Origin of the sequence: Microbacterium sp. LWH7-1.2 (genome assembly GCF_038397755.1) — a bacterium.
Taxonomy (GTDB): Bacteria; Actinomycetota; Actinomycetes; order Actinomycetales; family Microbacteriaceae; genus Microbacterium.
The window spans coordinates 243,109-268,557 of the sequence record NZ_CP151637.1 but is presented as its reverse complement, the minus strand read 5'-3'; the positions used below and the strand labels follow the sequence as shown (position 1 = coordinate 268,557).

At 69.9% G+C, this 25,449-nt stretch carries 20 protein-coding genes and 1 riboswitch; of the genes, 9 read left to right on the top strand and 11 right to left on the bottom strand.

The annotated features are described in order from the left end of the window. Positions 1 to 39: 39 nt before the first annotated feature. The gene (locus MRBLWH7_RS01255) at positions 40 to 1,893 is read right to left on the bottom strand and encodes an ABC transporter family substrate-binding protein (RefSeq protein ID WP_341998402.1); all 1,854 of its coding nucleotides are present in this window, start codon (positions 1,891 to 1,893) and stop codon (positions 40 to 42) included. A gap of 158 nt (positions 1,894 to 2,051) precedes the next feature. On the opposite strand from MRBLWH7_RS01255, the gene MRBLWH7_RS01250 reads away from it, so the two are divergent. Together MRBLWH7_RS01250 and MRBLWH7_RS01245 are read left to right on the top strand one after the other, a co-directional pair. Then, a complete protein-coding gene (locus tag MRBLWH7_RS01250) occupies positions 2,052 to 2,921 on the top strand; it encodes a CPBP family intramembrane glutamic endopeptidase (RefSeq protein ID WP_341998400.1) in 870 nt (289 codons plus the stop codon). Positions 2,922 to 3,331: 410 nt separating this feature from the next. Continuing rightward, positions 3,332 to 4,210: a hypothetical protein gene (locus MRBLWH7_RS01245; RefSeq protein WP_341998398.1), complete on the top strand. Its 879-nt coding sequence runs from the start codon at positions 3,332 to 3,334 to the stop codon at positions 4,208 to 4,210. A gap of 218 nt (positions 4,211 to 4,428) precedes the next feature. Here the strand turns inward: MRBLWH7_RS01245 and gcvP are convergent, their stop codons facing one another. The 9 genes from gcvP to MRBLWH7_RS01200 all read right to left on the bottom strand — a co-directional run bounded on the left by gcvP (position 4,429) and on the right by MRBLWH7_RS01200 (position 16,011). Further along, a complete protein-coding gene (gcvP, locus tag MRBLWH7_RS01240; protein WP_341998396.1) occupies positions 4,429 to 7,320 on the bottom strand; it encodes an aminomethyl-transferring glycine dehydrogenase in 2,892 nt (963 codons plus the stop codon). Continuing rightward, positions 7,317 to 7,700, bottom strand: coding sequence for a glycine cleavage system protein GcvH (gcvH, locus tag MRBLWH7_RS01235; RefSeq protein ID WP_341998394.1), 384 nt, complete (start codon positions 7,698 to 7,700; stop codon positions 7,317 to 7,319). The genes gcvP and gcvH overlap by 4 nt, the downstream gene beginning before the upstream one ends. Continuing rightward, positions 7,697 to 8,815: a glycine cleavage system aminomethyltransferase GcvT gene (gene gcvT / locus MRBLWH7_RS01230; RefSeq protein ID WP_341998392.1), complete on the bottom strand. Its 1,119-nt coding sequence runs from the start codon at positions 8,813 to 8,815 to the stop codon at positions 7,697 to 7,699. The genes gcvH and gcvT overlap by 4 nt, the downstream gene beginning before the upstream one ends. Before the next feature lie 236 nt (positions 8,816 to 9,051). Next, positions 9,052 to 9,148: riboswitch (glycine riboswitch) on the bottom strand. Positions 9,149 to 9,190: 42 nt separating this feature from the next. After that, positions 9,191 to 10,366: a MarP family serine protease gene (locus MRBLWH7_RS01225; protein WP_341998390.1), complete on the bottom strand. Its 1,176-nt coding sequence runs from the start codon at positions 10,364 to 10,366 to the stop codon at positions 9,191 to 9,193. A 98-nt stretch (positions 10,367 to 10,464) separates the two neighbouring features. Further along, the gene (locus tag MRBLWH7_RS01220) at positions 10,465 to 11,331 is read right to left on the bottom strand and encodes an ATP-binding cassette domain-containing protein (RefSeq protein WP_341998388.1); all 867 of its coding nucleotides are present in this window, start codon (positions 11,329 to 11,331) and stop codon (positions 10,465 to 10,467) included. Continuing rightward, on the bottom strand, positions 11,328 to 12,221 hold the full coding sequence (locus tag MRBLWH7_RS01215) for an ABC transporter ATP-binding protein (protein ID WP_341998385.1): 894 nt from the start codon (positions 12,219 to 12,221) through the stop codon (positions 11,328 to 11,330). Before MRBLWH7_RS01215 ends, MRBLWH7_RS01220 begins: the two co-directional genes overlap by 4 nt. Further along, positions 12,218 to 13,198 carry an ABC transporter permease gene (locus tag MRBLWH7_RS01210; protein ID WP_342002194.1) on the bottom strand — a complete coding sequence of 327 codons (981 nt, stop codon included), beginning with the start codon at positions 13,196 to 13,198 and terminating at the stop codon, positions 12,218 to 12,220. Before MRBLWH7_RS01210 ends, MRBLWH7_RS01215 begins: the two co-directional genes overlap by 4 nt. Before the next feature lie 100 nt (positions 13,199 to 13,298). Further along, positions 13,299 to 14,294, bottom strand: coding sequence for an ABC transporter permease (locus MRBLWH7_RS01205; protein ID WP_341998384.1), 996 nt, complete (start codon positions 14,292 to 14,294; stop codon positions 13,299 to 13,301). Between the two features lie 43 nt (positions 14,295 to 14,337). Beyond that, the gene (locus MRBLWH7_RS01200) at positions 14,338 to 16,011 is read right to left on the bottom strand and encodes an ABC transporter substrate-binding protein (protein ID WP_341998382.1); all 1,674 of its coding nucleotides are present in this window, start codon (positions 16,009 to 16,011) and stop codon (positions 14,338 to 14,340) included. 262 nt (positions 16,012 to 16,273) lie between these two features. Here MRBLWH7_RS01200 and MRBLWH7_RS01195 point away from each other — a divergent pair, with 262 nt between their 5' ends. From MRBLWH7_RS01195 to MRBLWH7_RS01170, 6 genes are all read left to right on the top strand, one after another. Continuing rightward, on the top strand, positions 16,274 to 17,011 hold the full coding sequence (locus MRBLWH7_RS01195; RefSeq protein WP_341998379.1) for an NUDIX domain-containing protein: 738 nt from the start codon (positions 16,274 to 16,276) through the stop codon (positions 17,009 to 17,011). Positions 17,012 to 17,034: 23 nt separating this feature from the next. Then, entirely contained in the window at positions 17,035 to 18,387 is a 1,353-nt protein-coding gene (gene nadA, locus MRBLWH7_RS01190; protein WP_341998377.1) for a quinolinate synthase NadA, read from the top strand. Then, on the top strand, positions 18,384 to 20,072 hold the full coding sequence (gene nadB, locus MRBLWH7_RS01185) for an L-aspartate oxidase (RefSeq protein WP_341998375.1): 1,689 nt from the start codon (positions 18,384 to 18,386) through the stop codon (positions 20,070 to 20,072). Before nadA ends, nadB begins: the two co-directional genes overlap by 4 nt. Then, entirely contained in the window at positions 20,066 to 20,923 is an 858-nt protein-coding gene (nadC, locus tag MRBLWH7_RS01180) for a carboxylating nicotinate-nucleotide diphosphorylase (protein WP_341998373.1), read from the top strand. The genes nadB and nadC overlap by 7 nt, the downstream gene beginning before the upstream one ends. Before the next feature lie 24 nt (positions 20,924 to 20,947). Then, positions 20,948 to 22,102 (top strand): cysteine desulfurase family protein, encoded by a 1,155-nt coding sequence (locus MRBLWH7_RS01175; RefSeq protein WP_342002193.1) that lies wholly within the window; start codon positions 20,948 to 20,950, stop codon positions 22,100 to 22,102. Positions 22,103 to 22,175: 73 nt separating this feature from the next. Further along, on the top strand, positions 22,176 to 23,129 hold the full coding sequence (locus MRBLWH7_RS01170) for a glycosyltransferase family 2 protein (RefSeq protein WP_341998371.1): 954 nt from the start codon (positions 22,176 to 22,178) through the stop codon (positions 23,127 to 23,129). A 27-nt stretch (positions 23,130 to 23,156) separates the two neighbouring features. Here MRBLWH7_RS01170 and MRBLWH7_RS01165 read toward each other — a convergent pair whose 3' ends face one another. After that, positions 23,157 to 25,181, bottom strand: coding sequence for an ABC transporter ATP-binding protein (locus MRBLWH7_RS01165; protein ID WP_342002191.1), 2,025 nt, complete (start codon positions 25,179 to 25,181; stop codon positions 23,157 to 23,159). A gap of 47 nt (positions 25,182 to 25,228) precedes the next feature. Here MRBLWH7_RS01165 and MRBLWH7_RS01160 point away from each other — a divergent pair, with 47 nt between their 5' ends. Next, positions 25,229 to 25,438 (top strand): hypothetical protein, encoded by a 210-nt coding sequence (locus MRBLWH7_RS01160; RefSeq protein ID WP_341998370.1) that lies wholly within the window; start codon positions 25,229 to 25,231, stop codon positions 25,436 to 25,438. The last annotated feature ends 11 nt before the right edge of the window (positions 25,439 to 25,449 follow it).

The following is a 25,449-nucleotide window of genomic DNA, read 5'->3' as shown; positions in this document are numbered from 1 at the left end:
GGGTTCTGAGCCGGGCTCAGATCTCAGACCGCTTGCGGTTTACTCGCTCTCAGTGCCCGCGTCAGTGACCTCCCAGTCCCACGCGTTCCAGAAGATCGTGGGAGCGAGGATCGACGGGTCGATGTTCGTGACACGGTCGCTGAAGGCGGTGACTGCCGGGAACTGGAAGATGGTGACTCCGTAGAAGTCGTTCCAGAGGAGCTTGTCGGCTTCCGTCTTGATCTCCAGCTGGCGAGCTTCGTCGAACTCCGAGGAGATCTCAACGGACAGGTCGTTGACCTCCGCGTTGTTGTAGAAGTTCAGGTTGTTGATGCCGCCCTCCTGGAAGATCGCCGTCCAGTCGGTGACCGACAGGCTGGTCGACTGCCATCCGAAGAACACCGCGTCGTACGCACCGGGGGTGCCGAGCAGGCCGCCCCACTCGTCCGAGCCGCAGTCCGTGACGTTGAAGCCGGCCTGAGCGGCCGAGGCCTGGATCAGGGCGAACTCGTTGACACGGCGCGGGTTGTTCGACGCGTACAGGATGCAGACGTCCTTGTTGGTGATGCCCGACTCGGCGAGAAGCGCCTTGGCGCCCTCGATGTCCGGCTCGGCGAACGCGTCGGAACCGTTGTTCGCAACGCTCTCGTCGTAGCCCTCGGCGCCCGGCACGAAGATCTGCGAGCTGCGCAGGAGCGCGTCGTCGCCGACGATCGGCTTGATGAGCTTGTCGAGGATCTCCTGGCGGGGAACCGTCTTGAGGAACGCCTCGCGGACCTTCGGGTCCTTGAAGATGTTCTCCGGGTTCTTGCCCTGATCGAACTGCAGGTCGAGGTGCTCGTAGGTGCCCTCGACGCCGGTCAGGACGGTGGCGCCGTCGATCGCGTCGACCGCGGTCTTGAGGTCGGCCGTGGCCTGGGGCGAGATGATGTCGACCTCGCCGTTCTCCAGCGCCTGAGCCGCCGCGAGCGGGTCGGGGATGAAGCGGACCGTGATCTCCTCGATGTTCGGAGCGAGATCACCCGTGTACTCCGGGTTGGCCGTGAGGGTCAGGTACTGGTCGGCGACGAAGTCGCTGATCATGTACGGGCCGCTCGCGACCAGAAGGTCGGGGTCGTCGGGCATCTCGGTGAAGTTGAAGCCCGAGTTCCAGAACGACGAGATCGGCGCGAGGGCCGCGTCGTCCTTGTCCTCGATCGCCTTGAGGAGGGCGTCCTTCGCCTCCTGGGGGTCGTCGATGCCGAGCGCCTTCTCGGCGACGATGTGCGCCGGGAGGATGGTGCCGGTCGTGCCGAGAGTGAGCTCCCAGTCGACGTAGGGCTGCGAGTACGTCAGCGTGATGGACTTGCCGTCGTCGCCGATCTCGGGGGTGTCGTGCACGAGGCCGAACCGCGAGTCGGGGGTGACGCCGGAGTCGAAGAACACGACATCGGTCGGGAACGCGTCAGTGAACTCACCGGTGTCGGGGTCGGTGAACTCCGACGGGTCGAAGTCCGGCGTGTCGAGGGCCCGCGACAGTGCCGCCCATCCGAGCATGAGGTCGGCCGCATCGACGTCGGTGCCGTCCGACCACTTGACGCCGTCCGCGATCGTGTACTTGACCGTCAGCGGGTCGTCCGAGATCTTCTCGTAGCTGCCGAACGACGTGTCCTGGATCAGCTGCGGGGTGTTGTCGTAGTAGCTGAAGTTGCCGTACGTCAGGTAGTTGATGTTGTTGTTGGCCGTCGCGTTGCCGAACGAGGTGTTGCCGTTGGCGGAATAGAACGCCTGGTTCCACGCTGCGGTGATCGACGAGCCCTCAACAAGACCCGAGTCATCGCCGGTGTCGCCGCCGCCGTCGGCGGCGCACCCCGAGATCACCAGTGCGCCGACTGCGGTGAGTGCCACCGCAGCCGAGATGCGCTTAATTCTCACTGTTCCTCCTGTGCAGGGTTGTGCGCACGCGCCGCGCGATGGCGCGGCGTGGCGCGGATGGGAAAACGATATGCACCACTTCAAGGATGGTCAAAACAATCGGGGAAAACGTTACAGAGCCTTAACTCAATCGACGCCGAGTGTGACAATCTGACAAGATGACGCCCCCCAACCGGCCCACAGGGCAGAGGGATTCCACTAGTCTTTCGCCCCTCACGGCGTACGATCGCCGACGCCTCACGTGGGAGGTGTGGATCGTCCTCGCGATCACCGTCGGACAGTCCGCTGTCTACTCGGTGCTGGCGCTCGTCCGAAAGCTCCTCGCGCCCGTGCCGATCGGCCAGCAGCAGACCGAGGTGAACCCTCCGCGGGACGCGCAGGCGATATGGGATGTCGTGTACCAGCTGCTCGCCGTCTTCTTCGCGCTGGCCCTCGTGGCGCTCGTCGTCTACCTTCTCTGGGAGCCGGGCAGCAACGCCCTGCGCCGCATCGGGCTCGACTTCTCGAGGTTCGGCGCAGACCTCGGTCGCGGCATCCTTCTCGCCGCCGTCATCGGAGTGCCCGGCCTGGCGCTCTATGCCGCCGGCCGCGCTCTCGGGGTCACCGTCGCGGTAGTCGCCTCTCCCCTCGACGCGGCGTGGTGGACCGTGCCGCTGCTGGTGCTGTCGGCGGTGCGGGCGGGATTGACCGAGGAGGTCATCCTCATCGGCTACCTGTTCGACCGGCTGCGCCGGTTCGGCTGGAACGACTGGGCCATCATCCTGACCTCCGCCGGCCTGCGCGGCGCTTACCACGCGTACCAGGGTATCGGCGCGATCGTCGGCAACATCGTCATGGGCGTGGTGTTCGGCTGGTGCTACCGCCGCTGGGGTCGCGTCATGCCCCTCGTCATCGCCCACACGCTCCTCGACGTCGTCGCGTTCGTCGGCTATCCCCTTGCGGCCGCGCTGTGGCCCGGCGTCTTCGCCCCCATCCCCACGCCGACCCCCAGTCCCACGCCGACCCCGACACCGCACCCCGCCGCCTGACCGGTCGCGGATGCCCGTGGCCGCAGCATCCGTCCCCGCTCGCGGCCGCCGCCTCCTCACCGGCCGGCCTCCACCGTGCGGCCCACCGCCGCCACCCGTGAGACTTCAGCTGACCGCCGAGGCAGCGGTTCGCAACCGTTGTTTCGGCATTCAGCTGGATTCCCACGAGCGGTCGCGAGAAGCAACGGCCGCTCCTCCACAGGTAACGCTCGGCGATCGTCGTCCACCGATCGCCGAGTCCGGCGAGTATGCGCCTCCGGGGCAGGGCGATGGTGGCGGATGCCGCTTCTCCGCGTCGCCCGATCGCCGCTCGCTTTGCTCAGGTTCGCTGAACTGCGACATCCGGAGCGTGGGATGCTTCGCGGAGACCTCATCAAGGTGCGGCCCGGCGTATACACGGCTGCCGCGGAATGGAAGGCGCTCGCGCCCTGGGAGCGATACCTGGCGAGGGTCTCGCCGCCGCGATGATCTACCCGGACGCGGTCTTCAGTCACGACTCCGCGGCGGCGTTGCTCGGAATGCCGGTGTTCGGAGACCCGGTGATCGTTCATGTTCTCGCTCCGGCACACGGCACAGCGCGAGTCGTCGCCGGCGTCCGCGTCCACACCTCCAGCGACGAGCGAGAGGTCGTCGAGCTCGGCGGAATGCTGATGACGTCTCCGGCAGACACGGCGGTAGACCTCGCTCGATCCCGGCATGCGGCAGTCGGTCTCGCATCGGCGGACGCCGCGCTTCGGGCTGACGAGGCACTGTCGGTCGAGAAGCTGGTTCACGTGAACGAATCACGGCGGAGCAAGCGTGGTCGCGCTCTCGCCCGCTGGCCGCTGAACTCGGCCACCGCCCTCTCGGAGACGGCGCTGGAGTCGATCAGTCGTGCGGTCATCGAATGGCTCGGGTTCCCTCCACCCGCACTCCAGGTGACCTTCCGGACGTCCGGCGGACCGACTGATCGCTGCGACTTCGTGTGGCCCGGATTCTCACTGGCGGGTGAATCGGACGGTGATCTCAAGTACGACGGGCGATTCGGCGATCCGAGGGAACTGCTGCGCCATCAGCGCGAGCGGGATGCCCGCCTTCGCGCCCACCACGTGCGGTCGATCGCGCACTGGGGCTGGATCGATGCGACGACGGTGGATCCGCTGCGCTCCCTGCTCGTCGGACAGGGGCTGATACCCGTGGCCCCGGAGCAAACGGTGCACCTGTTCTCCCTCCGCCGTTCGGTGTCACCGCGTCCACCACACCGTGCGTCAATCGGTGAGACATCAGCCGACCGCCGAGACCGCGGGTGACACCCGAACTCTCGGCAATCAGCTGAAGTCTCACCGACGGGGCGGCGGGCGCCGGGCCGGCGGGGCGGGGCGGCGGGCGCCGGGCCGGCGGGGCGGGGCGGCGGGGGGCGGGGCGGGGCCCGGCGGGCGGGGCGGGCGCCGGGCCGGCGGGCGGGAGCCCGGCACGTGAGAGCGACGGGATGCCGCGGGGCGCGGCATCCCGTCGGCTCACGGGTGCGTCAGGCGAAGGCCTCGATGGGCGGGCAGGCGCACACGAGGTTGCGGTCGCCGTAGGCCTGGTCGATGCGTCGGACGGGGGGCCAGTACTTCGTGCGGACCAGCGTGTGCACCGGGTACACGGCGGTCTCCCGCGAGTAGGGGTGCTCCCAGGAGCCCGAGACCGCGGACTCGGCGGTGTGCGGTGCGTTCACGAGCGGGTTGTCGGCGGCGGGCCACTCCCCCGCTGCAACGCGATCCGCCTCGGCCTTGATCGCGATCATCGCCTCGATGAACCGCTCGATCTCGGCGAGGTCCTCGGACTCCGTCGGCTCGACCATGAGCGTGCCCGCCACCGGGAACGACATCGTGGGGGCGTGGAAGCCGTAGTCGATGAGGCGCTTGGCGACGTCGTCGACCGAGACTCCGGTCGCCTCCTTCAGCGGGCGGAGGTCGAGGATGCACTCGTGGGCCACGAGACCGTCCTCGCCGGTGTACAGCACCGGGTAGTGGTCGCGCAGGCGCACCGCGATGTAGTTGGCGGCGAGCACCGCGGCCGCCGTCGCGCTGCGCAGCCCTTCGGCGCCCATCATGCGGACGTACGCCCACGAGATCGGAAGGATGCCGGCCGATCCATGCGGTGCGGCCGAGATCGGGCCGCCGTCGAAGACGCCGCCCGCGTGGTCCTTGCGCTGCGACAGCGGGTGCGAGGGCAGGTAGGGCGCGAGGTGCGCCTTCGCCGCGACCGGGCCGACACCCGGCCCGCCGCCGCCGTGCGGGATGGCGAACGTCTTGTGCAGGTTCAGGTGCGACACGTCGCCGCCCAGGTCGCCGAAGCGCGCGTAGCCGAGGAGCGCGTTGAGGTTCGCGCCGTCGACGTACACCTGACCGCCGGCGTCGTGCACGGCCTGCGTGATGTCGAGCACGTCGTGCTCGTAGACGCCGTGCGTCGACGGGTACGTGATCATGAGCGCCGCGAGCTCGTCGGCGTGCGCCGCGATCTTCGCACGCAGATCGCCGAGGTCGACGTTGCCGGCCTCGTCGCACGCGACCACGACGACGCGCATGCCCGCGAGCACGGCGGACGCCGCATTCGTGCCGTGCGCGGACGACGGGATGAGGCACACCGTGCGGCCGTGATCGCCGTTCGCGCGGTGGTAGCCGCGGATCGCCATGAGCCCCGCGAGCTCGCCCTGCGACCCGGCGTTGGGCTGCAGCGACACCGCGTCGTACCCGGTGACCTCGGCGAGCCACACCTCGAGCTGCTCGATCATCGCGAGGTAGCCGTGCACATCGTCCTCGGGAGCGAACGGGTGCACGCGCGAGAACTCGGGCCACGACACGGCGGCCATCTCCGTCGCCGCGTTGAGCTTCATCGTGCAGGAGCCCAGCGGGATCATGCCGCGGTCCAGCGCGTAGTCGCGGTCGGAGAGCTGCTTGAGGTAGCGCATCATGGCCGTCTCGGAACGGTGCGAGTTGAACACCGGGTGTGTGAGGAACTCGTCGACGCGGTGCAGCCCGGCCGGCACACCCGCCAGGGGTGCGGCATCCGTGAAGGCGAGCACGCGTTCGCCCTGCTCGCCCGCACCGAGGAACTCGTTCTCGGGAAGTCCGAAGGCCCACGCGACGGCGGCGAGGTCGTCGGCGGTCGTGGTCTCGTCGACCGAGACGCCGACCGTCGCGTCGTCTGCCCAGAACAGCTGGTAGCCGCGCTCGCGGGCGCGCTCGATCACGCGGCGCGAAGCGCCGGGCGTCGCGACGCGGATGGTGTCGAAGAACGAGTCCGAGCGCAGCGAGAGTCCGTACGAGCGCAGGCGGTCAGCGAGCGCCTCTGCCTTCTTGGCGACGTCGGTCGCGATCGCGCGCAGCCCGTCGGGTCCGTGGTACACCGCGTACATCGAGGCCATGACGGCCAGCAGCACCTGCGACGTGCAGATGTTCGACGTGGCCTTCTCACGGCGGATGTGCTGCTCGCGCGTCTGCAGGGCGAGGCGGTAGGCGGGGTGGCCGGCGGCGTCCTGCGAGACGCCGACGAGGCGCCCGGGCAGCTGACGCTCCAGTCCTTGGCGCACCGCCATGTAGCCGGCGTGCGGGCCGCCGAAGCCGAGCGGCACGCCGAAGCGCTGCGTCGTGCCCACGGCGACGTCGGCGCCGAGCGAGCCGGGCGAGCGCAGCAGCGTGAGCGAGAGGAGGTCGGCGGCGACCACGACGAGGCCCCCGGCCACGTGCGCGGCGTCGACCACTCCGGCCGGATCCCACACGTTGCCCGACGCGCCCGGATACTGCACGAGCACGCCGAACAGCTCATCGGGAAGGATCGCGCCCCGGGCGAGGTCGAGCTCGACGAGCTCGATGCCGACGGCGGCCGCGCGGTGCGCGAGCAGCGCCTTGGTCTGAGGCAGCGCGTCGGCGTCGACCACGAACACGTTCGATGCCGCCTTCGACGCGCGCCGGGCCACCAGCATGCCCTCGACGACCGCGGTCGACTCATCGAGCATCGAGGCGTTCGCCGTCGCGAGCCCGGTGAGGTCGGTCACCATGGTCTGGAAGTTGATGAGCGCCTCGAGGCGCCCCTGCGAGATCTCGGGCTGGTACGGCGTGTAAGCGGTGTACCAGGAGGGGTTCTCCAGCACGTTGCGCGCGATCACCGACGGCGTGAGCGTGTCGTAGTATCCCAGCCCGATCATCGGGCGCGCCGTGCGGTTCTGCGACGCCAGCACCCGGAGCTCGGCGAGCGCCTCGGCCTCGGTGGCCGCGGACGGGATGTCGCTCGTCGCGCGAGGCTTGGCATGGATGGATGCCGGGACCGCGGCCTCGACGAGCGCGTCGACGCTGTCGTATCCCAGCGCGTCGAGCATCGTGCGCTGGGCCGCAGCATCCGTCCCGATGTGACGGTCGGCGAACAGACCCGTCATTCGGCGCCGCCCGTGAGCGAGACGTACGCATCGCGGTCGAGGAGATCCGCGACGGCAGCGGGGTCGACCGTGATCTTCACGAGCCAGCCGGCGCCGAACGGATCGGCGTTCACGAGCGAAGGGTCGTCGACCACGGCGTCGTTGACCTCGACGACCTCGCCGGTGAGCGGCGCGTAGAGCTCCCCGACGGACTTCGTGGACTCGATCTCGCCCACGACGGTCGCCGCGGTCACGGAGCTCCCCACGGCGGGGAGCTCGACGAACACGACGTCACCGAGCTTGTCGGCGGCGTACGAGGTGATGCCGACGGTCGCGACGTCGCCGTCGAGGGCGACCCACTCGTGCTCGGCGGTGTACTTGAGGGCGGTGAGATCGGTCATTTGTTCCTCCGGTAGAAGGGCAGTTCGGTCACGGTCGCAGGGATGCGGGTACCCCGCACGTCGATGAAGAGCTCGGTTCCGGGCGCGCTCACAGCGGGCGAGACGAACGCCATGGCGATGGGATGCCCCAGAGTCGGACTGAGCGCACCGCTCGTGATCTCTCCCACCGGGGCCTCGGAGTCGGCGCCGTCGAACACGGCGTAGCCGGCGCGGCCGGCGCGGCGGCCCTCACCGGAAAGGCCCACGAGCAGGGGGGCATCGGACGCGACCACGGCGCCGAGCCCCGCCTTGCCGACGAAGTCGTCCTTGTCGGCCGCGACGACGCGGCCGAGGCCCGCCTGGGCCGGGACGATGTCGAGCGACAGTTCGTGGCCGTAGAGCGGCATGCCGGCCTCGAGGCGAAGCGTGTCGCGCGCGGCGAGCCCTGCGGGCACGAGCCCGAGCGGCTCCCCCGCCGCGAGCAGGGCGTCCCACAGCGCGGCCGCGGCGCCGTTCGACACGAGCAGCTCGAAGCCGTCCTCGCCGGTGTACCCGGTGCGCGCGATGAACAGGGGCTCGCCGTCGAACGTGCCGGTGGAGCACGCGTAGTAACCGAGGTCGGCGAACGTCGGGGCGACGTCGGCGATGCCCGAGGTCGCCTCGACGATCTCGCGCGCCGCAGGACCCTGGACGGCGATGAGTGAGGTGTCGTCGGTCCGGTCCTCGAGTTCGGTCTCGAAGCCGCCGATGCGCTGGGCGAACGCCGTGGCGACGGCATCCCGGTTCCCGGCATTGGCGATCACGAGGAAGCGGTCGCCGGCGAGGCGGTAGACGATCACATCGTCGACGATGCCGCCGGACTCGGCGAGCACGAGCGAGTACTTCGCCTTGCCGACGCGCATCGGCGTGATCGCTCCGGCAAGCGCGTAGTCGAGGAACGCGGCCGCACCGGAGCCCGTGACGAGGAACTCGGCCATGTGCGAGATGTCGAAGAGACCCGCGCCGCTGCGCACGGCGTGGTGCTCGGCGAGGTCGGAGCTGTAGCGGACCGGCATGAGCCAGCCGCCGAAGTCGGTGAAGGAGGCGCCGAGCGCCTCGTGGCGGTCGTGCAGGGCAGTCGTACGGAGTTCTGTCATGAGTTCTCCCGGTCGCGGACGGGCAGACGCCGGAAGGCGCCTGTGAACTCCCCCTCTGTCATAGGCCTGAGAGTTTCGCCCGTCCTGTCGAGGAGCGGGTTTTCACCGTCGGCGGATTCGCGGGCGATCACGTGGAGACGCGGAGCGGTTGTCTCACGTGGGGGTTTCGATGCGGCGCCGGGGCGCCGTACTCAACCCGATTTCTTGCTTCGCTCGAAATCGCTTTTCAGAGTCGGCCTGCCCGAACGGTACGCGTACCTGAGAGATTGGCGGGGAGGCTTGCTCCTTCGGTGCTCGGCGATCGCGCTGCCGAGGCTCTCCCGCCCGGGTGATGGGCCGTATTGACTTGCGCAGCAAGCATACCGTTCGGTGCCGTCAGCCGACGCAGTCGCCCGACGACACACGATCGGTCGCGGCCCCGGCGAGCTCGGCGACGGGCTCGAGCTCCTTCATCGTCATCGCGTAGCCGAGGTTCTCGTCGTTCTCGGCGCGCGCGAACACGACACCGGCGACTTCGCCGTCGGCTGTGAGCACGGGGCCTCCGGAGTTGCCGGGCCGCACCACGGAGTCGAGTGAGTAGATCTCGCGCGGATTCGTCGTCCGGTCGTAGATGTCGGGGATCATGGCCGTGCCGGTGTCGCGCACGGACGCGCTCGTCATCGTGAACGGGCCGCCGAAGGGATAGCCCTGCACAGCAGCCGAGCTGCCCGCCGCAAGGGTCTCGGCGCGCGGGAGCGGCGTGGCGCCCAGATCGTCGACCGCGATCACGGCGAGGTCGACGACCTCGTTGAAGTAGACGATCCGCCCCTCGCGCGCCGGCAGGCCCGGCAGTTCGACCAGAGGCAGATCCACGCCCGCCACGACATGCGCGTTGGTCACGATCCGGTCGGGCGCGATGACGAAGCCCGACCCGGTCGCCCCTCGCCCGCATGCATAGGCGGTGCCTGAGACGCGCGCGACGGATGCCGCGGCCGTTGCCAGCTCGGGATCGTCCAGGGCGACGGGCGGCGCGGTCGGCGTCGCCCTCGCGGGTCCGAGAAGCTCACCGAGGCGCGGGATGCCGTCTGCGAGGAACGACGATCTCAGCTCGGCCAGCGCCGCCTCGACGGGTGGCGGGACGACCGTCTTGATCGCGTTGACCACGTAGGACGAGCCCACCGCGGCGGACACGCCCGGAATGCCCGGGGCCACCAGCGTGGGCGCGACGAGCGCGAGCGCGAGTGCGGCCGCGATCACCGACGCGACGCCCCCGAGGAACCGCTCGGCCCATCGGAGCTTCAGCCGGTCGGCGCCGGACCGCAGCAGGGAACCGAGCCAGGCCCCGAGCGCACCGCCGCCGAAGAGCAGCCCGAGCACCGTGGCGATCACCGCCACCGTCCGCCACGCCGGCGACGGCACCAGGTTGCTCACCAGCGGCGCCAGCCACGATGCCGCGAACGCGCCGGCCGCGAGGCCGGCCAGCGTTCCGATACTCGCGAAGAAGCCGCGACGGATTCCCGTGATGAGCGCCAGGACGAGGACGAGGACGACGATGACGTCGAAGACGATCATTCCCGTGCCCTCCAGTCGGAGCCATTCGTCCGGCCAGATTACGCACCGCGGCTGTGAGCACGCCCCGATGACACGCGGCCGCGGCGCGCAGCCGCAGGTCAGCGGCGCTCGGCGGCGAGCTCCCTGCGGACCTCGTCCCGCAGCATCCCCTGGTTCTCGGGATCCGGTGCAGCGCCCAGCAGGGTGCGCGTGTACTCATGCTGCGGGTCGAGGATCACACCGTCGGCGGGCCCGCGTTCGACGATGTCGCCGCGGTACATCACCAGGATCTCGTCGGAGAAGTGCCGGGCCGTGGCGAGGTCGTGGGTGATGTACAGCACCCCGAGATGATCCTCGCGCTGCAGCTGCGCCAGAAGGTTCAGCACGCCGAGGCGGATCGACACGTCGAGCATCGACACCGGCTCGTCGGCGACGATGAACTGCGCGCCGGGAGCGAGCGCTCGCGCGATCGCGACGCGCTGCCGCTGCCCTCCCGAGAGCTCGTGGGGGCGACGCTCCGCCATCCTGTCGGTCGGGGTGAGCCGCACCCGGTCGAGCAGCTCGAGCACGCGCCGCCGCACCTCGGCCTTTCCGATCCCCGGATTGTGGATGCGCAGCGGACGCTCGAGGTGGTGCTCGATCGAGTGGAACGGGTTCAGCGAGGCGAAGGGGTCCTGGAACACCATCTGCACGTCGCCGCGGTATGCAGCGACCTCGCGGCTGCGACCTCCGGCGGGCCTGCCGTCGAGCAGGATCTGCCCGCTCGTCGGCGTCTCGAGCCGGGCGAGCATCCTCGCGATGGTCGATTTGCCCGAGCCGGACTCACCCACCAGTGCGATGGTGCGGCCGGTCTCGAGTGTGAACGACACGTCCTTCACGGCGTGCAGCGTCGAGAACTTGAGACCGTTGCGCAGCCGGAAGTCCTTGACCAGGTTTCGCGCTTCGAGCGTGCGCGGCGCGCCCGAGCCCGGATGCTGGGCGCTCATGCGGCCCCTCCTTCGACGAAGACGGATGCCGAGCCCAGCGTCGCCGAGATCGGCTGCCGGCCGGTGCGCACGAAGTCGCCGCGGTCGCCGCGCAGGCTCGGGAAGCTCGACAGCAGCTTCTTCGTGTACTCGTGCTGCGGCCGGCGGTAGATGTCGGTCGCCGTGCCGAGCTCGACGATCTCGCCCTGCAGCATCACCGCGATGCGGTCCGAGATCTCGATCAGCATGGGCAGGTCGTGCGTGATGAAGATGACGGCGAATCCGAGCTTCTCGCGCAGGCGCATGATCTCGCGGATGATGCCGCGCTGCACCACGACGTCGAGCGCCGTCGTCGGCTCGTCCATGATCATGACCTGCGGATCGAGCGCGAGCGCCATCGCGATCATCACGCGCTGGCGCATGCCGCCCGAGAGCTCGTGCGGGAAGCTCGAGAGGCGCTTCGGATCGACGCCGACCAGCTCGAGGAGCTCCTCGCTCCGACGCTGCTTCTCGCGTGTGGACATCTCAGGGCGGTGCGTGGTGAACACGTCGAACAGCTGCGCGCGGACGTTGATGACCGGGTTCAGCGAGTTCATCGCACCCTGGAACACCATCGACACCTTGTCCCACCGGAAGCGGCGCAGCTCCTCGTCGGCGAGGCCGACGACGTCGATGACCTCGCGCGAGCGGTCGTGGAACACGATCTCGCCCGCCGTCATGAGCGCCGGCGGCTTCAGCAGGCGGTTGATGCCGTATGCGAGGGTCGACTTGCCGCAGCCCGACTCACCGGCGAGTCCGAGGATCTCGCCGCGATGGAGGGTGAGCGAGACGTCGCGCACGGCTCTCACGGGTGGCTCGACCTCGTACTCGATCGAGACGTTCCTCACGGTGAGGACGGCGTCGCCGGTCATGCCTCGGCTCCGTTCGTGACGTGGAGCGACTCGACGCCCCGGCCGGCGCGCTTTGCCCGGCGCACGCGCCGCGCGTTCTCGGGTGCGAGCCGCAGCTTCGGGTTGATGATCTCGTCGATCGAGAAGTTGATGAGCGACAGTCCGGCGCCGAGCAGCGCGATCATGAGGCCGGGCGGTACGAACCACCACCACGCGCCGGTGCCGAGGGCCTGGCCGGTCTGCGCGTCGTTGAGCATCGTGCCCCAGGTGATCGACCCGGTCGGGCCGAGACCCAGGTAGGACAGGCCGGCCTCGCCGAGGATCGCGAAGATGATCGCGAAGAGGAACTGGGCTGCGAGCAGCGGGAGGAGGTTCGGGAGGATCTCGACGCGGATGATGCGCGCCGTCTTCTCCCCCGCGACCCGGCTGGCCGCGACGTAGTCGCGCGACCGCAGCGAGCGCGCCTGCGCGCGCAGCACCACCGCGGAGCCGGCCCACCCGGTGATGCCGAGCACGAGGGCCACCAGCATCCAACTGCGTCCGGGGATGTAGGTGGCGATCACCATCACCAGGGGCAGGCCGGGGATGACGAGCATGATGTTCGTGAAGAGCGACAGGACCTCGTCCCACCAGCCCCCCTTGTAGCCGGCGAGGATGCCGAACACGATCGACAGGATCAGGGCGATGAGCCCGGCGACGATGCCGACCATGAGGGAGCCGCGCGTTCCCCAGGCGAGCTGGGCGAGCACGTCGTAGCCGAGCTTCGTCGTGCCGAGCCAGTGCTCGGCGCTCGGCGGTGAGAGCGCCGGGTTGTCGGAGTCGGTCGGGTCCTGGCAGAAGAGCGGTGCGAGGATGCCGAACAGCGTGATGCCGATGACGATGGTGAGCCCGAGCGCGAGTTTCAGCGACATCCTCGGCAGCAGCTGCCGCAATCCGCGACGCGCGGCGGCCGCTTCGTCTCGGGCTGCCTCGACATCGGCGTCGACGGGCGGCGACATCATCGCACCCGGCGCGATGAGGGCGGGGTCGATCGTGCGATCGGAGAGTGTCTCGGGGACGCTCTCGTACTCGGTCGACGTGTCGGTCACTTCGAGCCTCTCAGACATTGTGGCGGGCCCTCGGGTCGATGAATCCGTAGACGATGTCCATGATGAAGTTCGCCGCGAGGACCGCGATCGTGATCACCAGGAAGACGCCCTGCATCAGCGCGTAGTCGCTGTTCTGCACGGACTGGATCATGAGCTTGCCGATGCCGGGATAGGTGAACACCTGCTCCATGACGATCGAGCCGGCCACGACGAAGCCCAGCGAGATGCCGAACCCGGCGATCGAGGGGATCGCCGCATTCCGGGTCGCGTAGGTGCGGAGGATGCGCGCGGGCTTCAAGCCCTTGGCCTCGGCGGTGACGATGTAGTCCTCGGAGACGGTCGACACCATCATGTTGCGCATGCCGAGGAGCCACCCGCCGACCGAGCTCAGCACGATCGTGAGCGCGGGAAGGAACCCGTGGTACACGGCGCTGCCGATGAACGCCCAGCTCCACTCCGGGCCCTCGGGGAACTCCCACACGTCGTAGCCGCCGAAGATCGGGAACCAGCCCAGCGCGACCGAGAAGATCGCGACGAGCACCAGCGCCAGCCAGAAGTAGGGAATGGACTGCAGCACCGTCGTGAACGGCACGAGGTGGTCGACCCATGTTCCCCGTCGCCATCCCACCCACGCGCCGATGCCGACGCCCAGGACGAAGGAGATGACGGTCGCCAGGCCCACCAGGATCACCGTCCACGGCAGAGCCGCGGCGATGAGGTCGGTCACCGGGGCGGGGTACTTCGTGATGGAGATGCCCAGATCGCCCTGCAGCATCCGACCCCAGTACGCGACGTACTGGTCCCACATCGACGACGAGTCACCGCCGAGCAGGGTCTTGATGTTGCGGACCGTGGTCTCGTTGATCTCCCCGCCGGCACGCTGCATCTTCGCCAGGAGGATGTCGGCGGGGTCGCCGGGCAGAAGCCTCGGCAGGAGGAAGTTGAGGGAGATCGTCGCCCAGAGTGTCACCACATAGAACGCGATCCGCCGCGCATAGAACCTCATCGCAGCCTGCTCCTCCGTGCCGCGGCTTCTGCCCGGTTCTGCATTACTTCACCGGCTCCAGGTGCTGGAGGACGTAGCCCGCCGCCACGGAGCCCCACGCCGGCGGGAAGGCGTACAGGTCGTCCTCGGTCGGCCAGCCGGTGAAGTCCTTCGTGTTGAAGAACGTCTGGGTGGCGTTGATCACCAGCGGGATGTAGGGCAGGTCGCGCACGATCTCGGTCTGCAGAGCGGCGTACGCCTTCTGCTTGACGGCTTCGTCATTCGTCGCGGCGGCCGCGGCGACGGCCTCATTGACGATCGGGTTGTCGTAGCGGCTGAAGTTCCAGCGGCCCGACGGGACCTCCTCGCCGACCTGCGAGGTCGACTCGCCCGCGAACCAGTCCTTGTAGATCTGGAACGGGTCGGCGACCGAGGTGCCGATGACCCCGCCCATGATCAGCTGGTACTGACCGGTCTGGCGCGCGTCCGAGAACTCCTGCCACTGCACGGTCGAGGCGTTGACCTTGATGCCGGCCTCGGCCGCCTGCTCGCTGATGAGCTTGGCGGCGTCGTTGTAGTCCGTCCAGCCGTCGACCGAGATGAGGCTCAGCTCGATCGGGGTGCCGTCCTTGGCGTAGAAGCCGTCGCCGCCCTTGGTGTACCCGGCGGCCTCGAGGATCCGAGCGGCGGCCGCGGCATCGGGCGACTGCGGGCTGACCTCGTTCGCCGGGTCGGCGACCCACTTCTGATCGCGCGGAAGCAGCGCGAAGGTCGGCGAGATGTCACCGGTGAGGCCGACGAACGCCTTCTCCTTGATGGTGCCGCGGTCGATCGCGACGTTGAGAGCCTGGCGCACCGCCACGTCGGTCTGCGGGCCCGTGCAGCCCAGCTCGGCGTTCGCGCAGGTGTACAGCACGGTCGGGTCCTGCGGCGTGTTCAGCATGCTGATGACCCCGTTCGAGGTCACCGAGTCCGGGTTGGGCACGAACATGCCGGTCCAGTCGAGCTCGCCCGCGGTGAGCAGATCCTGTGCGGACTGGTTCGCGTCGATGCCGATGTACTGCACCTTCTTGATGGCGGGCACGCCCTCGTCGCGGAAGTTCTCGTTCGCAACGACCGTGTAGGACGCATCCGTCACCTTGTCGACGACGTACGGACCCGTGCCGACCGGCTCCTCGTCGGTGTAGGTGGTGTAGTCGTCGACCTCCGACCAGATGTGCTCGGGCAGCATCCAGGTGGTGCCGAGGATCTGGAACTCGTTCGTGAACTGCGGCGCCTCGTACGTCAGGACGAGCGTGGTGTCGTCGGGCGCTTCTGCCGAGATGAGGCCGTCGCGGTGGTTCGGCTCGTAGTTGAACGTGAACGCGGCGTCGGCGGCTGTGAAGTCCTCCCCGTCGCTCCACTTCACGCCGTCCTTGAGCGTCACCGTGATGACGGTGCCGTCCGCGTTGTACTCGAAGCTCTCGCCGAGCATCGGGGCGGGCGCGTCGTCGGCCGTCTTGTTGTAGAAGAACAGCGGCTCGTAGATCGGGCCGAGTGCGGCGTGAAGAACGCTCGGCGAGAAGGGGTTGAAGTTCGCCTCGATGGGAGTCTGGCTGCCTGCCCAGACCCGCAGCGTGCGGCCCTCGGAATCGCCGCTGTCGTCGCCCCCAGAGGCGCAGCCCGACAGGCCGAGACCGAGGATCGCGGCCCCGGCGATGGCGATGAGCGCCGCTCGGCGCTTCGCGTTTCGAATCATCGTTGGTTCTTTCTCTCGTGCGGCATTGCAGGGAGGAGTGAGTGCGCGGGCACCCGGTGCATCCATTAAGTACTGCGTCTTAACAAATGTTTGAACGTAAACCTAACAAACATTCCCCTCTCCGCGCACCCCGAGAATGCGCTGGGTGCGTCACGTCTTGGCAACGGTTCGCGCAAGACACCGCGGCGACGACAGGTGTTACGGCCGGCGTTTGGCTTCTGGTCAAAGTGACACTATGATCGAACCGACAGTTAGAGTCACTATGACCAGAACAACCCCTGACCCTCGCTCCCCCGGCGCTCCCGGCGACACCGACACGATCCGCGTGGCGGTGTCGACGGTGATCTTCACGCTCCGGCGGCTTCCCGGCAGCGACGCCGTCGAGGTCGTGCTCCCGCTCGTGCGCCGCACGCGCGATCCGCACGAGGGCGAGTGGGCGCTTCCCGGCGGATGGCTCGACGTGACGGAGGGACTGGATGCCGCGGCATCCCGCACCCTCGCCGAGACAACCGGGCTGGCACCGAGCTATCTCGAGCAGCTGTACGCGTTCGGAGCCGTCGACCGCTCCCCGACCCGTGTCGTCTCGATCGTGTACTGGGCGCTTCTGCGCGCCGACGAGATCAGCTCCGACGAGGCCGAGAAGGACCACGCCATAGAGAACGTCCAGTGGTTCGATGCGGCCGCCCTTCCCGAGCTCGCGTTCGACCACAACGAGATCGTCGACTATGCGCTGTGGCGCCTGCGGAACAAGGTCGGCTACAGCCGCATCGCCCACGGGCTGCTCGCCGACGAGTTCACCCTCGCCGACCTCCGCGAGGTGTACGAGGCGATCCTCGGCCGGCGCCTCGACCCGGCGAACTTCCGCCGCCAGGTCGAGAACTCCGGAACCCTCATCCCCACCGACCGCTTCCGCACCGGAAGCCACCGCCCGGCGCGGCTCTACCGCTACAACCAGGATGTCGAGCTCGCCGACCGCGGCCCGCTCGACGCCGGCCACTGACCCACCCGAACGGAGCACCCGACATGTCTGCCGTGAACATCACCCTCCAGCCCCGCCGCGAACGGGATGCCTCGGTCGATCACGCCATCCAGGCGATCGTCGCCGGCGCGACGGCCGGCGAGACGTGCAACACCGACCTCGCCGCCGGTCCGTGGGACTTCGACACGCGGCCCGGATACGGCCCCGGCTCGTCGATGGGCGATGTCATCCCGACCGGGTCGCCCCGCCAGGGCGAGCTGCCGCGCGAGTACCGCGAGGCGTCCGAGGCCGAGCTCGACGAGCGCATCCGCGCCGCGAAGGCGACCCTGGGCGACCGGGTCGTCGTCCTGGGCCACTTCTACCAGCGGGAAGAGGTCGTGGTCCATGCCGACTACGTGGGCGACTCGTTCCAGCTCGCGAACGCGGCGCTCGAGCACCCCGACTCCGAAGCCATCGTGTTCTGCGGCGTGCACTTCATGGCCGAGACCGCCGACCTGCTGTCGCGTCCCGAGCAGGCCGTGATCCTCCCGAACCTCGCGGCCGGCTGCTCGATGGCCGACATGGCCGACATCGACCAGGTCGAGGAGTGCTGGGAGCAGCTCGCCGACGTCTACGGCGATATGGATGAGGCGGATGCTGACGGCCTCGTGCCCGTCATCCCCGTCACGTACATGAACTCCTCGGCCGCGATCAAGGGCTTCGTCGGACGCCACGGCGGCATCGTGTGCACGTCGTCCAACGCGCGGACGGTGCTCGAGTGGGCGTTCCAGCGCGGACGCCGCGTGCTGTTCTTCCCCGACCAGCACCTCGGCCGCAATACGGCGAAGGCGATGGGAGTGCCGCTCGAGCAGATGCCGATGTGGAATCCGCGCAAGCCGCTGGGCGGAGCATCCGTCGACCAACTCGCCGATGCCCGCGTCATCCTCTGGCACGGCTTCTGCTCGGTGCACCGCCGCTTCTCGGTCGACCAGATCGACAAGGCCCGTGCCGAGCACCCGGGCGTGCGGGTGATCGTGCACCCCGAATGCCCGATGGAGGTCGTCGACGCCGCCGACGAAGCGGGCTCGACCGACTACATCCGCAAGGCGATCGAGGCCGCCTCAGAGCCCACGACGTTCGCGATCGGCACCGAGGTGAACCTCGTGCAGCGACTCGCGGCCGACCATCCGCAGCACACGATCTTCTGCCTGGACCCCGTGGTCTGCCCGTGCTCGACGATGTACCGCATCCACCCGGGCTACCTCGCGTGGGTGCTCGAGGGTCTCGTCGCGGGCGAGGTGCGTAACCGCATCACCGTGCCGAGCTCGGTGGCGGCCCCGGCCCGGGTGGCTCTGGAGCGGATGCTGGCAGCCAAGCCTCCGGCGGCGCCCGCGGCTGCATGGGAGAACGCCTCATGACCACTGCCATCGTCGTCGGCTCGGGCATCGCGGGGCTCCTCACGGCACTGCACGCCGTCGAGCACGGCTGCCGTGTCACACTCGTCACGAAGGACGTGCTCGAGCACGCCAACACCCGTTTCGCGCAGGGCGGCATCGCCGGCGTGATGTTCGACGACGACCGCGCCGAGGACCACGTGAGCGACACGCTGGTCGCGGGCGCCGGCCTCAGCGACGCGGACGCGGTGCGCGTCCTGGTCGACGAGGGACCTGCGCGCATCCGCGAGCTCATCGCCCTCGGCGTCGCGTTCGACCGCGACGACGCCGGCGGCTTCGTCAAGGGCCTCGAGGCGGCGCACTCGTACCCGCGCATCCTCCACGCGGGCGGCGACGCCACCGGCACCGCGATCGAGAAGGCGCTTGTGGCCCGTCTTCGCGCGAGCGACGTCGCGGTGGTCGAACACGCGTTCCTCGTCGACCTCGTCACCGCAGAGGGCCGGGTCACGGGGGTCGAGCTGATCGTGGGAGAGACGGATGCTGCCGCCGGCCGCCGCGAGATCCTCGAGGCCGACACGGTCGTGCTCGCGACGGGAGGCGCGGGCGAGCTCTACGCGCACTCGACCAACCCCGAGGTGGCCACCGGCGACGGGATCGCCGCGGCGATCCGCGCGGGAGCCGACGTCGCGGACCTGGAGTTCTTCCAGTTCCACCCCACGGTGCTGGAGGGCACGGCCGACGCGGTCGGTCTGGCGGCCGGCGACTCGTTCCTCGTGTCGGAGGCGGTGCGTGGCGAGGGAGCCGCCCTGGTCGACGAGCAGGGCAGGCGGTTCGCGTTCGACGCGCACCCCGATGGCGAGCTCGCGCCGCGCGATGTGGTCGCCCGCGCGATCGCACGGCAGATGGAGGTGCAGGAGGGCCGTCCGGTCTTCCTCGATGCGACGCACATCCACTCGGCGGATGCCGACGAGCGCGCGGCCTTCCTGGCACGCCGCTTCCCCACGATCGACCGCGCGGTGCGCGAACGCGGCCTCGACTGGGCGCGGGAGCCGATCCCGGTGACGCCGGCCGCGCACTACCTGATGGGGGGCGTCCGCACCGACCTCTTCGGCCGCACCACCCTGCCCGGTCTGTACGCGGTCGGCGAGGTCGCCCGCACCGGCGTGCACGGCGCCAACCGCCTGGCCTCGAACTCGCTGCTCGAGGGCGCCGTGTTCGGTGCGCGTGCGGGCGACGTCATCGCCGAGGACGCGGCATCCGGTTCCTGGCCCGCCTTCGCGCCGCCCGCCTCCGCCGCGCGCGATCAGGATACGAGGAAGCTGAGGAGCGGCCCGCCCGGCGAAGCGCCGCCGTTCTCCCGCGCGGCGCTTCAGAAGCTGCTCTGGGCAGACGCCGGACTCGTGCGGGATGGAGCGGGCCTCGGGCACGCGGCATCCGTCATCGCCACCTGGCGTGCCGCGCAGCGCACCGCTGTCTCGGAGCACGACTTCGAGGACGAGAACCTGCTCCTCGTCGCCGAGCGTCTCGTCGCGGCCGCTCTCGCCCGGCGGGAGTCGGTGGGCGCGCACTTCCGTACCGACGACCCGGCTGCCGGCGAGACGGCACGGAATCGCGAAGCGATCGCGGTTCCCGGCGGGCCCGGCCCGGCGTCGGCTTCGGGTGCGTGGACTTCCGCCATCGACCTCTCGAAGGAGCCCGTCGCATGCTGACCCGTGCCGTCATCGACCGCGCCGTCGCCGCCGCCCTCGAGGAGGACGCACCGTGGGGAGACCTCACGAGCGAGGCGCTGATCCCCGAGAACGCCGTCGCCCGCGCGGACCTCGTCGCGCGCGAGCGGGGCGTGTTCTCGGGCGGCGAGGTGTTCGAGGCGGCGTTCCGGCTCACAGACCCCACGATCGACGTCGAGCTCGTCGTCGAGGACGGCGAATGGTTCGAGCCCGGCACCGTGCTCGCCGTCGTGACCGGCCCCGCGCGCGGCGTGCTCACGGCCGAGCGGATCGGCCTCAACTTCGTGCAGCGGATGTCGGGGATCGCGACGCTCACCGGAACCTATGTGGCCGAGGTCGCACACACCGGCGCCCGCATCGCCGACACCCGCAAGACGACTCCCGGACTCCGGGCCTTCGAGCGCAAGGCCGTGCGCGACGGCGGCGGGCGCAACCACCGCCACTCGCTGTCGGACGCCGTCATGGCGAAGGACAACCACCTCGCCGTCCTCGCGCAGAAGGGCGTCTCGCCGACGGCGGCGCTCCTGGCCGCCAAGGACCTCCTGCCCCACACCACGCACATCGAGGTCGAGGTCGACCGGATCGACCAGATCGAGCCGGTGCTTGCGGCCGGCATCGGCACCATCATGCTCGACAACTTCTCGCTCGACGACCTCCGCGCGGGCGTCGCCCAGGTCGGGAGCCGCGCGACGGTCGAGGCTTCCGGCGGCATATCGCTCGAGACGGTGCGCGCGATCGCCGAGACCGGCGTCGACGTGATCTCGGTGGGCGCACTCACGCACTCGGCACACGCGCTCGATCTCGGGCTGGACGTGCGGATCGACGCCGCCTGACCCGCCAGGGAGAACCCGATGAGCATGCTCTACCTCGACAACGCCGCGACCACACCGGTGCGGCCCGAGGTGCTCGAGGCGATGATGCCGTACCTCACCCGGTGGTACGGCAACGCGTCGAGCCACCACACCGTGGGCGAGGCGGCGGCCGACGCCCTCGCCGACGCCCGCGCGCGCGTTGCCCGCGTGCTCGGCCTGCGCGCCGGCGACGTCGTCTTCACGTCGGGCGGCACGGAGGCGAACAACCTCGCGATCAAGGGCATCGCGATCGCCGCGGCGCAGCGCCGCGACGACCGTCGCGCGCACGTGGTCACCACCCCGATCGAGCACGAGTCGGTGCTGGAGTCGGTCGACTACCTCGAGCGCGTGCACGGGTACGCAGCGACACGCGTGCCCGTCGACGGGCGCGGGCGCGTGTCGACCGATGCCGTCGCCCAGACCCTTCGCGACGACACCGTGATCGTGAGTGTCGGGTACGCGAACAACGAGGTCGGGACGGTGCAGGATGCCGCGGCCCTCGCCGCCGTCGTCCGAGAGCGGCGCATCCCGCTCCACCTGGACGGCGTGCAGGCCGCGGGCTGGCTGTCGCTGTCGGCGGCCGAACTCGGTTACGACGCGATCTCGCTCGCCGGGCACAAGCTGGGCGCGCCCAAGGGCACCGGTGTGCTAGGCCTGCGCGGCCGGATCCCCCTCGAACCGCTGCTGCACGGCGGCGGTCAGGAGCGCGGCCGCCGCAGCGGCACCGAAGACGTCGCGGGCGCCGTCGGGTTCGCCACCGCCCTGGAGCTCGCCGAGGCCGAGCGGGTCGAGGCATCCGCTCGCGTGTCGGTCCTCCGCGACCGCTTCATCGCCCGCGTGCTCGAGCGGGTGCCGTCCGCTCGTCTGACGGGAGACCCGCTCCACCGCCTCGCGGGCACCGCCTCCTTCACGTTCGCCGGCACGAGCGGCGAGGCCGTGCTCCTCGAGCTCGAGCGCCGCGGTGTCGTGTCGTCGAGCGGTTCGGCGTGCGCCGCGGGCAGCGACGAGCCTTCGCACGTGCTGCTGGCGATGGGGATCGCGCCGGAGGTCGCGCAGACCGCAGTCCGCTTCACCTTCCCGCGCTGGCTGAAGACACCGCTGGATGCCGTCGCCGATGCGGTCGAGGCGTCTGTCGCCGCGGTGTCCGACCCGGGTCGCTGACTTCGAACGAGAACGGGCGTCATACCCGCCCTCGCCGGAGCCGTGCCCTCCCGGGCGACCGTAGGATCGGGACGTGCCCCCCGCCGTGACCGTCATCGTCCCTGGCTACGACGTGGCCCTGTACGCCGCGGAGGCGATCGAATCCCTGCGCGCGCAGACGCGGGACGACTGGATCGCGATCCTCGTGGACGACGCGTCGACCGACGAGACCGGTGAGCTGTTCGATGCTGCGGCGGCGGCCGACGAACGGTTCCAGGTCGTGCATCACCGCGCGCAGAGCGGGCTCGGCGCGGCACGCAACACGGCGCTCGACCTCGTCCGCACGCCGTTCGTCGGGTTCCTCGACGCCGACGACCGCCTCACCCCGACCGCGCTCGAGCGGCTCGTGGGCACGGTGGCCGACAGCGGCAGCGACTTCGCGCTCGGCGCGTACGTGCGGCTGCGCCCTGACAGCGCGGGCGGCTACGAGGCCGGCAGCGTCCAGCCCTGGGTCTCTGCGGCCACCGACCCGGCGCGCGTCGGCACCACGCTCGAGGAGCACCCCGAGGCGTCGGGGAACATCGTCGCGTGGTCGAAGGTGAGCCGCACCGATCTGTGGCGGCGCACCGGCCTGCGGTTCCCCGTCGGCAAGGCGTACGAGGACCAGATCGTCGCCCAGCAGATGTACACCCGCGCCCGCGCGTTCGACGTCATCCCCGACGTCGTCGTCCAGTGGCGCGAACGCGCGGACGGCTCCTCGATCACCCAGCACAAGGGCGAGCTCGCGGTGCTCCGCGACTACCTCGAGGCGCTCAGCGGCGGGATCGCCGTGCTGGATGCCGCGGGCCAGCCGCGGGCCGCGGCATCCCGTGTCCGTCTCATCCTCGCGATGGACCTGCCGCCGCTCGTCGACCTCGCCCGCGACCACGTCGACGACGCCTACCGGAGCGCGCTCGGGGAGTTCGCGCGCGTGCTGTGGTCGCGCAGTGACGGGGTCGTGCTGTCGGACCCTGCCGCCACGGCCCTGGCCGCCGCGCGCCTCTGGTGACGACGGCGCGGCGCGCCGTGCGGCCGCTCAGCGGTCGCGCCACTCCGGATCGCCCGCACTGCCGCGGCCCGCGGCGAGCACCTCTTCCGAGGTGAGGACGGGCGCATCCGGCGCGGTGTCGGCCCGGCGATCGGGGTGGTCGGCGGGCGGCTCGGCGTCCTCGGCCTCGGCCTCGGCCTCGAGGATCCTGGTGGTCGCGAGCTGCTGCGCCGCGAGCTCGGCGTAGAGCCCGCCCTCCGACAGCAGCGACGCGTGGGTCCCTGATTCGACGATGTGCCCGGCCTCGACCACGTGGATCACGTCGGCCGCGATCACCGTCGACAGGCGGTGCGCGATCGACAGCGTCGTACGACCGCGGGCCGCGGCATCCAGCGCCTCCTGCACGACGCGCTCCGACACCGTGTCGAGGGCCGACGTCGCCTCGTCCAGGAGCAGCACAGGAGGGTCCTTGAGGAGCACTCGCGCGATCGCGATGCGCTGCTTCTCCCCGCCCGACAGCCGGTACCCGCGCTCGCCCACGACCGTGTCGTAGCCCTTCTCGAACCGCTCGATGACGTGGTGGATGTTCGCGGCGCGGCAGGCGGCCTCGACCTCGGCGTCCGTCGCATCCGGCTTCGCGTAGCGCAGGTTCTCGCGGATCGTGGCGTGGAAGAGGTACGTCTCCTGCGAGACGATCCCGACGTTGTCGATGATCGACTCCTGGGTCAGCCGGCGCACGTCCTCGCCGGCGAACAGGACGGACCCTCCGGATGTCTCGTACAGGCGCGGCGTCAGATACAGCACCGTCGTCTTGCCGGCGCCGGAGGGTCCGACGAACGCCACGTGCTGGCCCGGCTCAGCCACGAACGAGACGCCCTGGAGCGTTGCGCGGGCGTCGGGGGCGGCATCCGGGTAGCGGAACTCCACGTCGCGGAACTCGATGCGGCCGAGCGGGCCGGGGGCGTCGGCGACGTCGATGGCGTCGGGCGCGTCGCGGATGGCCGGGACGAGGTCGAGGTACTCGAAGATGCGGGCGAACAGCGCCGACGAGGTCTGCAGGTCGAGCGAGACGCGCATGAGCCCCATGAGCGGCATGAGCAGGCGCGCCTGCACCGTCGTGAAGGCGACGATCGTGCCCGCCGTGATGGCATCCGTGCCTCCGCCGATGAGGTACCCCGACACGAGATAGATGATCGCCGGGACGCTCGCCATGATCACCTGCACCACGGCGAAGAAGCCCTGGCCGCTCATGGCGCGCCGCACCTGCAGCCGCACCTGGTTCACGTTCTCGTCGGCGTAGCGGGTCGACTCGGTGCGCTGGCGGTTGAACGACTTCGACAGCAGGATGCCGGAGACGCTCAGGGTCTCCTGCGTGATGGCGGTGAGCTCCGACAGCGATTCCTGGGTCTCGCCCGCGATGCGCGCGCGCACCTGGCCGACCCGGCGCTGCACCAGGATCAGGAAGGGCATGAGCACGACGGCGATGATCGTGAGCCGCCAGTCGATGAGGATCATCGCGACGAGCGAGGCGACGACGGTGACCGTGTTGCCGAGGATGCTCGTCACCGTATTCGTGAGCACGCCCGACACGCCGCCCACGTCGTTCTGCAGACGCGATTGGATGACGCCGGTCTTGGTGCGCGTGAAGAAGCCGAGCTCCATCGACTGGAGGTGGTCGAACAGCTTCACCCGCAGATCGCCCGTGACCCGGTTGCCGACGGTCGACGTGAGCCACGTCTGCACGACGCCGACGGCCGCGGACAACAGGAAGAGCGCGATCATCGCGAGCACGAGCTTCCACAGCAGCGAGAGATCGGGCGGCGAGCCGTCGACGGGGAACAGCGCGTCGTCGAAGACGCGCTGCACCAGCAGCGGCGGGATGACGGCGATGCCCGCACCGGCGACGACCAGCACGCCCGTGATGAGGATCGACCACTTGTAGGGCCGGAAGAGAGCGACCACGCGTCGCCCCAGATTCGGGATCTCGGGCGCCTCTGCGTTGGCGCGCCGCTGCGCCTCGGTGTCGACCGGACGGAAGCCGGGGTGCCCTCCCCCGCCACCACCGCCGCGCATGCTCACGTGGCCAGCCTAATGAGCCCTGCCGACGCTAGGCTCGTGCCATGACCTCGACGCCCGACCTCCCCGCACACGACGGCAGCGATCTCGCTGAGCTCCGCAAAGAGATCGACGCCCTCCAGGCCATCCCGCACGAGGAGATCGTGAACCCGCTCCCGAAGAACCTCGAGGAGCGCGAGCCCGAGGCCGAGCCGACCGACGCGGTCGGCTCCGAGAAGTGGGACGACGGGGAGCCCGAGCGCTCCGGCAGCTGACCGATCGGGTC

What these genes read in the sequence shown, in the direction of transcription:
- MRBLWH7_RS01250 (WP_341998400.1), top strand. Translation starts at nt 2,052, where the DNA reads ATGACGCCCCCCAACCGGCCCACAGGGCAGAGGGATTCCACTAGTCTT.
- MRBLWH7_RS01245 (WP_341998398.1), top strand. Translation starts at nt 3,332, where the DNA reads ATGGAAGGCGCTCGCGCCCTGGGAGCGATACCTGGCGAGGGTCTCGCC.
- gcvP (WP_341998396.1), bottom strand. Translation starts at nt 7,320, where the DNA reads ATGACGGGTCTGTTCGCCGACCGTCACATCGGGACGGATGCTGCGGCC.
- gcvH (WP_341998394.1), bottom strand. Translation starts at nt 7,700, where the DNA reads ATGACCGATCTCACCGCCCTCAAGTACACCGCCGAGCACGAGTGGGTC.
- gcvT (WP_341998392.1), bottom strand. Translation starts at nt 8,815, where the DNA reads ATGACAGAACTCCGTACGACTGCCCTGCACGACCGCCACGAGGCGCTC.
- MRBLWH7_RS01225 (WP_341998390.1), bottom strand. Translation starts at nt 10,366, where the DNA reads ATGATCGTCTTCGACGTCATCGTCGTCCTCGTCCTCGTCCTGGCGCTC.
- MRBLWH7_RS01220 (WP_341998388.1), bottom strand. Translation starts at nt 11,331, where the DNA reads ATGAGCGCCCAGCATCCGGGCTCGGGCGCGCCGCGCACGCTCGAAGCG.
- MRBLWH7_RS01215 (WP_341998385.1), bottom strand. Translation starts at nt 12,221, where the DNA reads ATGACCGGCGACGCCGTCCTCACCGTGAGGAACGTCTCGATCGAGTAC.
- MRBLWH7_RS01210 (WP_342002194.1), bottom strand. Translation starts at nt 13,198, where the DNA reads ATGTCGCCGCCCGTCGACGCCGATGTCGAGGCAGCCCGAGACGAAGCG.
- MRBLWH7_RS01205 (WP_341998384.1), bottom strand. Translation starts at nt 14,294, where the DNA reads ATGAGGTTCTATGCGCGGCGGATCGCGTTCTATGTGGTGACACTCTGG.
- MRBLWH7_RS01200 (WP_341998382.1), bottom strand. Translation starts at nt 16,011, where the DNA reads ATGATTCGAAACGCGAAGCGCCGAGCGGCGCTCATCGCCATCGCCGGG.
- MRBLWH7_RS01195 (WP_341998379.1), top strand. Translation starts at nt 16,274, where the DNA reads ATGACCAGAACAACCCCTGACCCTCGCTCCCCCGGCGCTCCCGGCGAC.
- nadA (WP_341998377.1), top strand. Translation starts at nt 17,035, where the DNA reads ATGTCTGCCGTGAACATCACCCTCCAGCCCCGCCGCGAACGGGATGCC.
- nadB (WP_341998375.1), top strand. Translation starts at nt 18,384, where the DNA reads ATGACCACTGCCATCGTCGTCGGCTCGGGCATCGCGGGGCTCCTCACG.
- nadC (WP_341998373.1), top strand. Translation starts at nt 20,066, where the DNA reads ATGCTGACCCGTGCCGTCATCGACCGCGCCGTCGCCGCCGCCCTCGAG.
- MRBLWH7_RS01175 (WP_342002193.1), top strand. Translation starts at nt 20,948, where the DNA reads ATGCTCTACCTCGACAACGCCGCGACCACACCGGTGCGGCCCGAGGTG.
- MRBLWH7_RS01165 (WP_342002191.1), bottom strand. Translation starts at nt 25,181, where the DNA reads ATGCGCGGCGGTGGTGGCGGGGGAGGGCACCCCGGCTTCCGTCCGGTC.
- MRBLWH7_RS01160 (WP_341998370.1), top strand. Translation starts at nt 25,229, where the DNA reads ATGACCTCGACGCCCGACCTCCCCGCACACGACGGCAGCGATCTCGCT.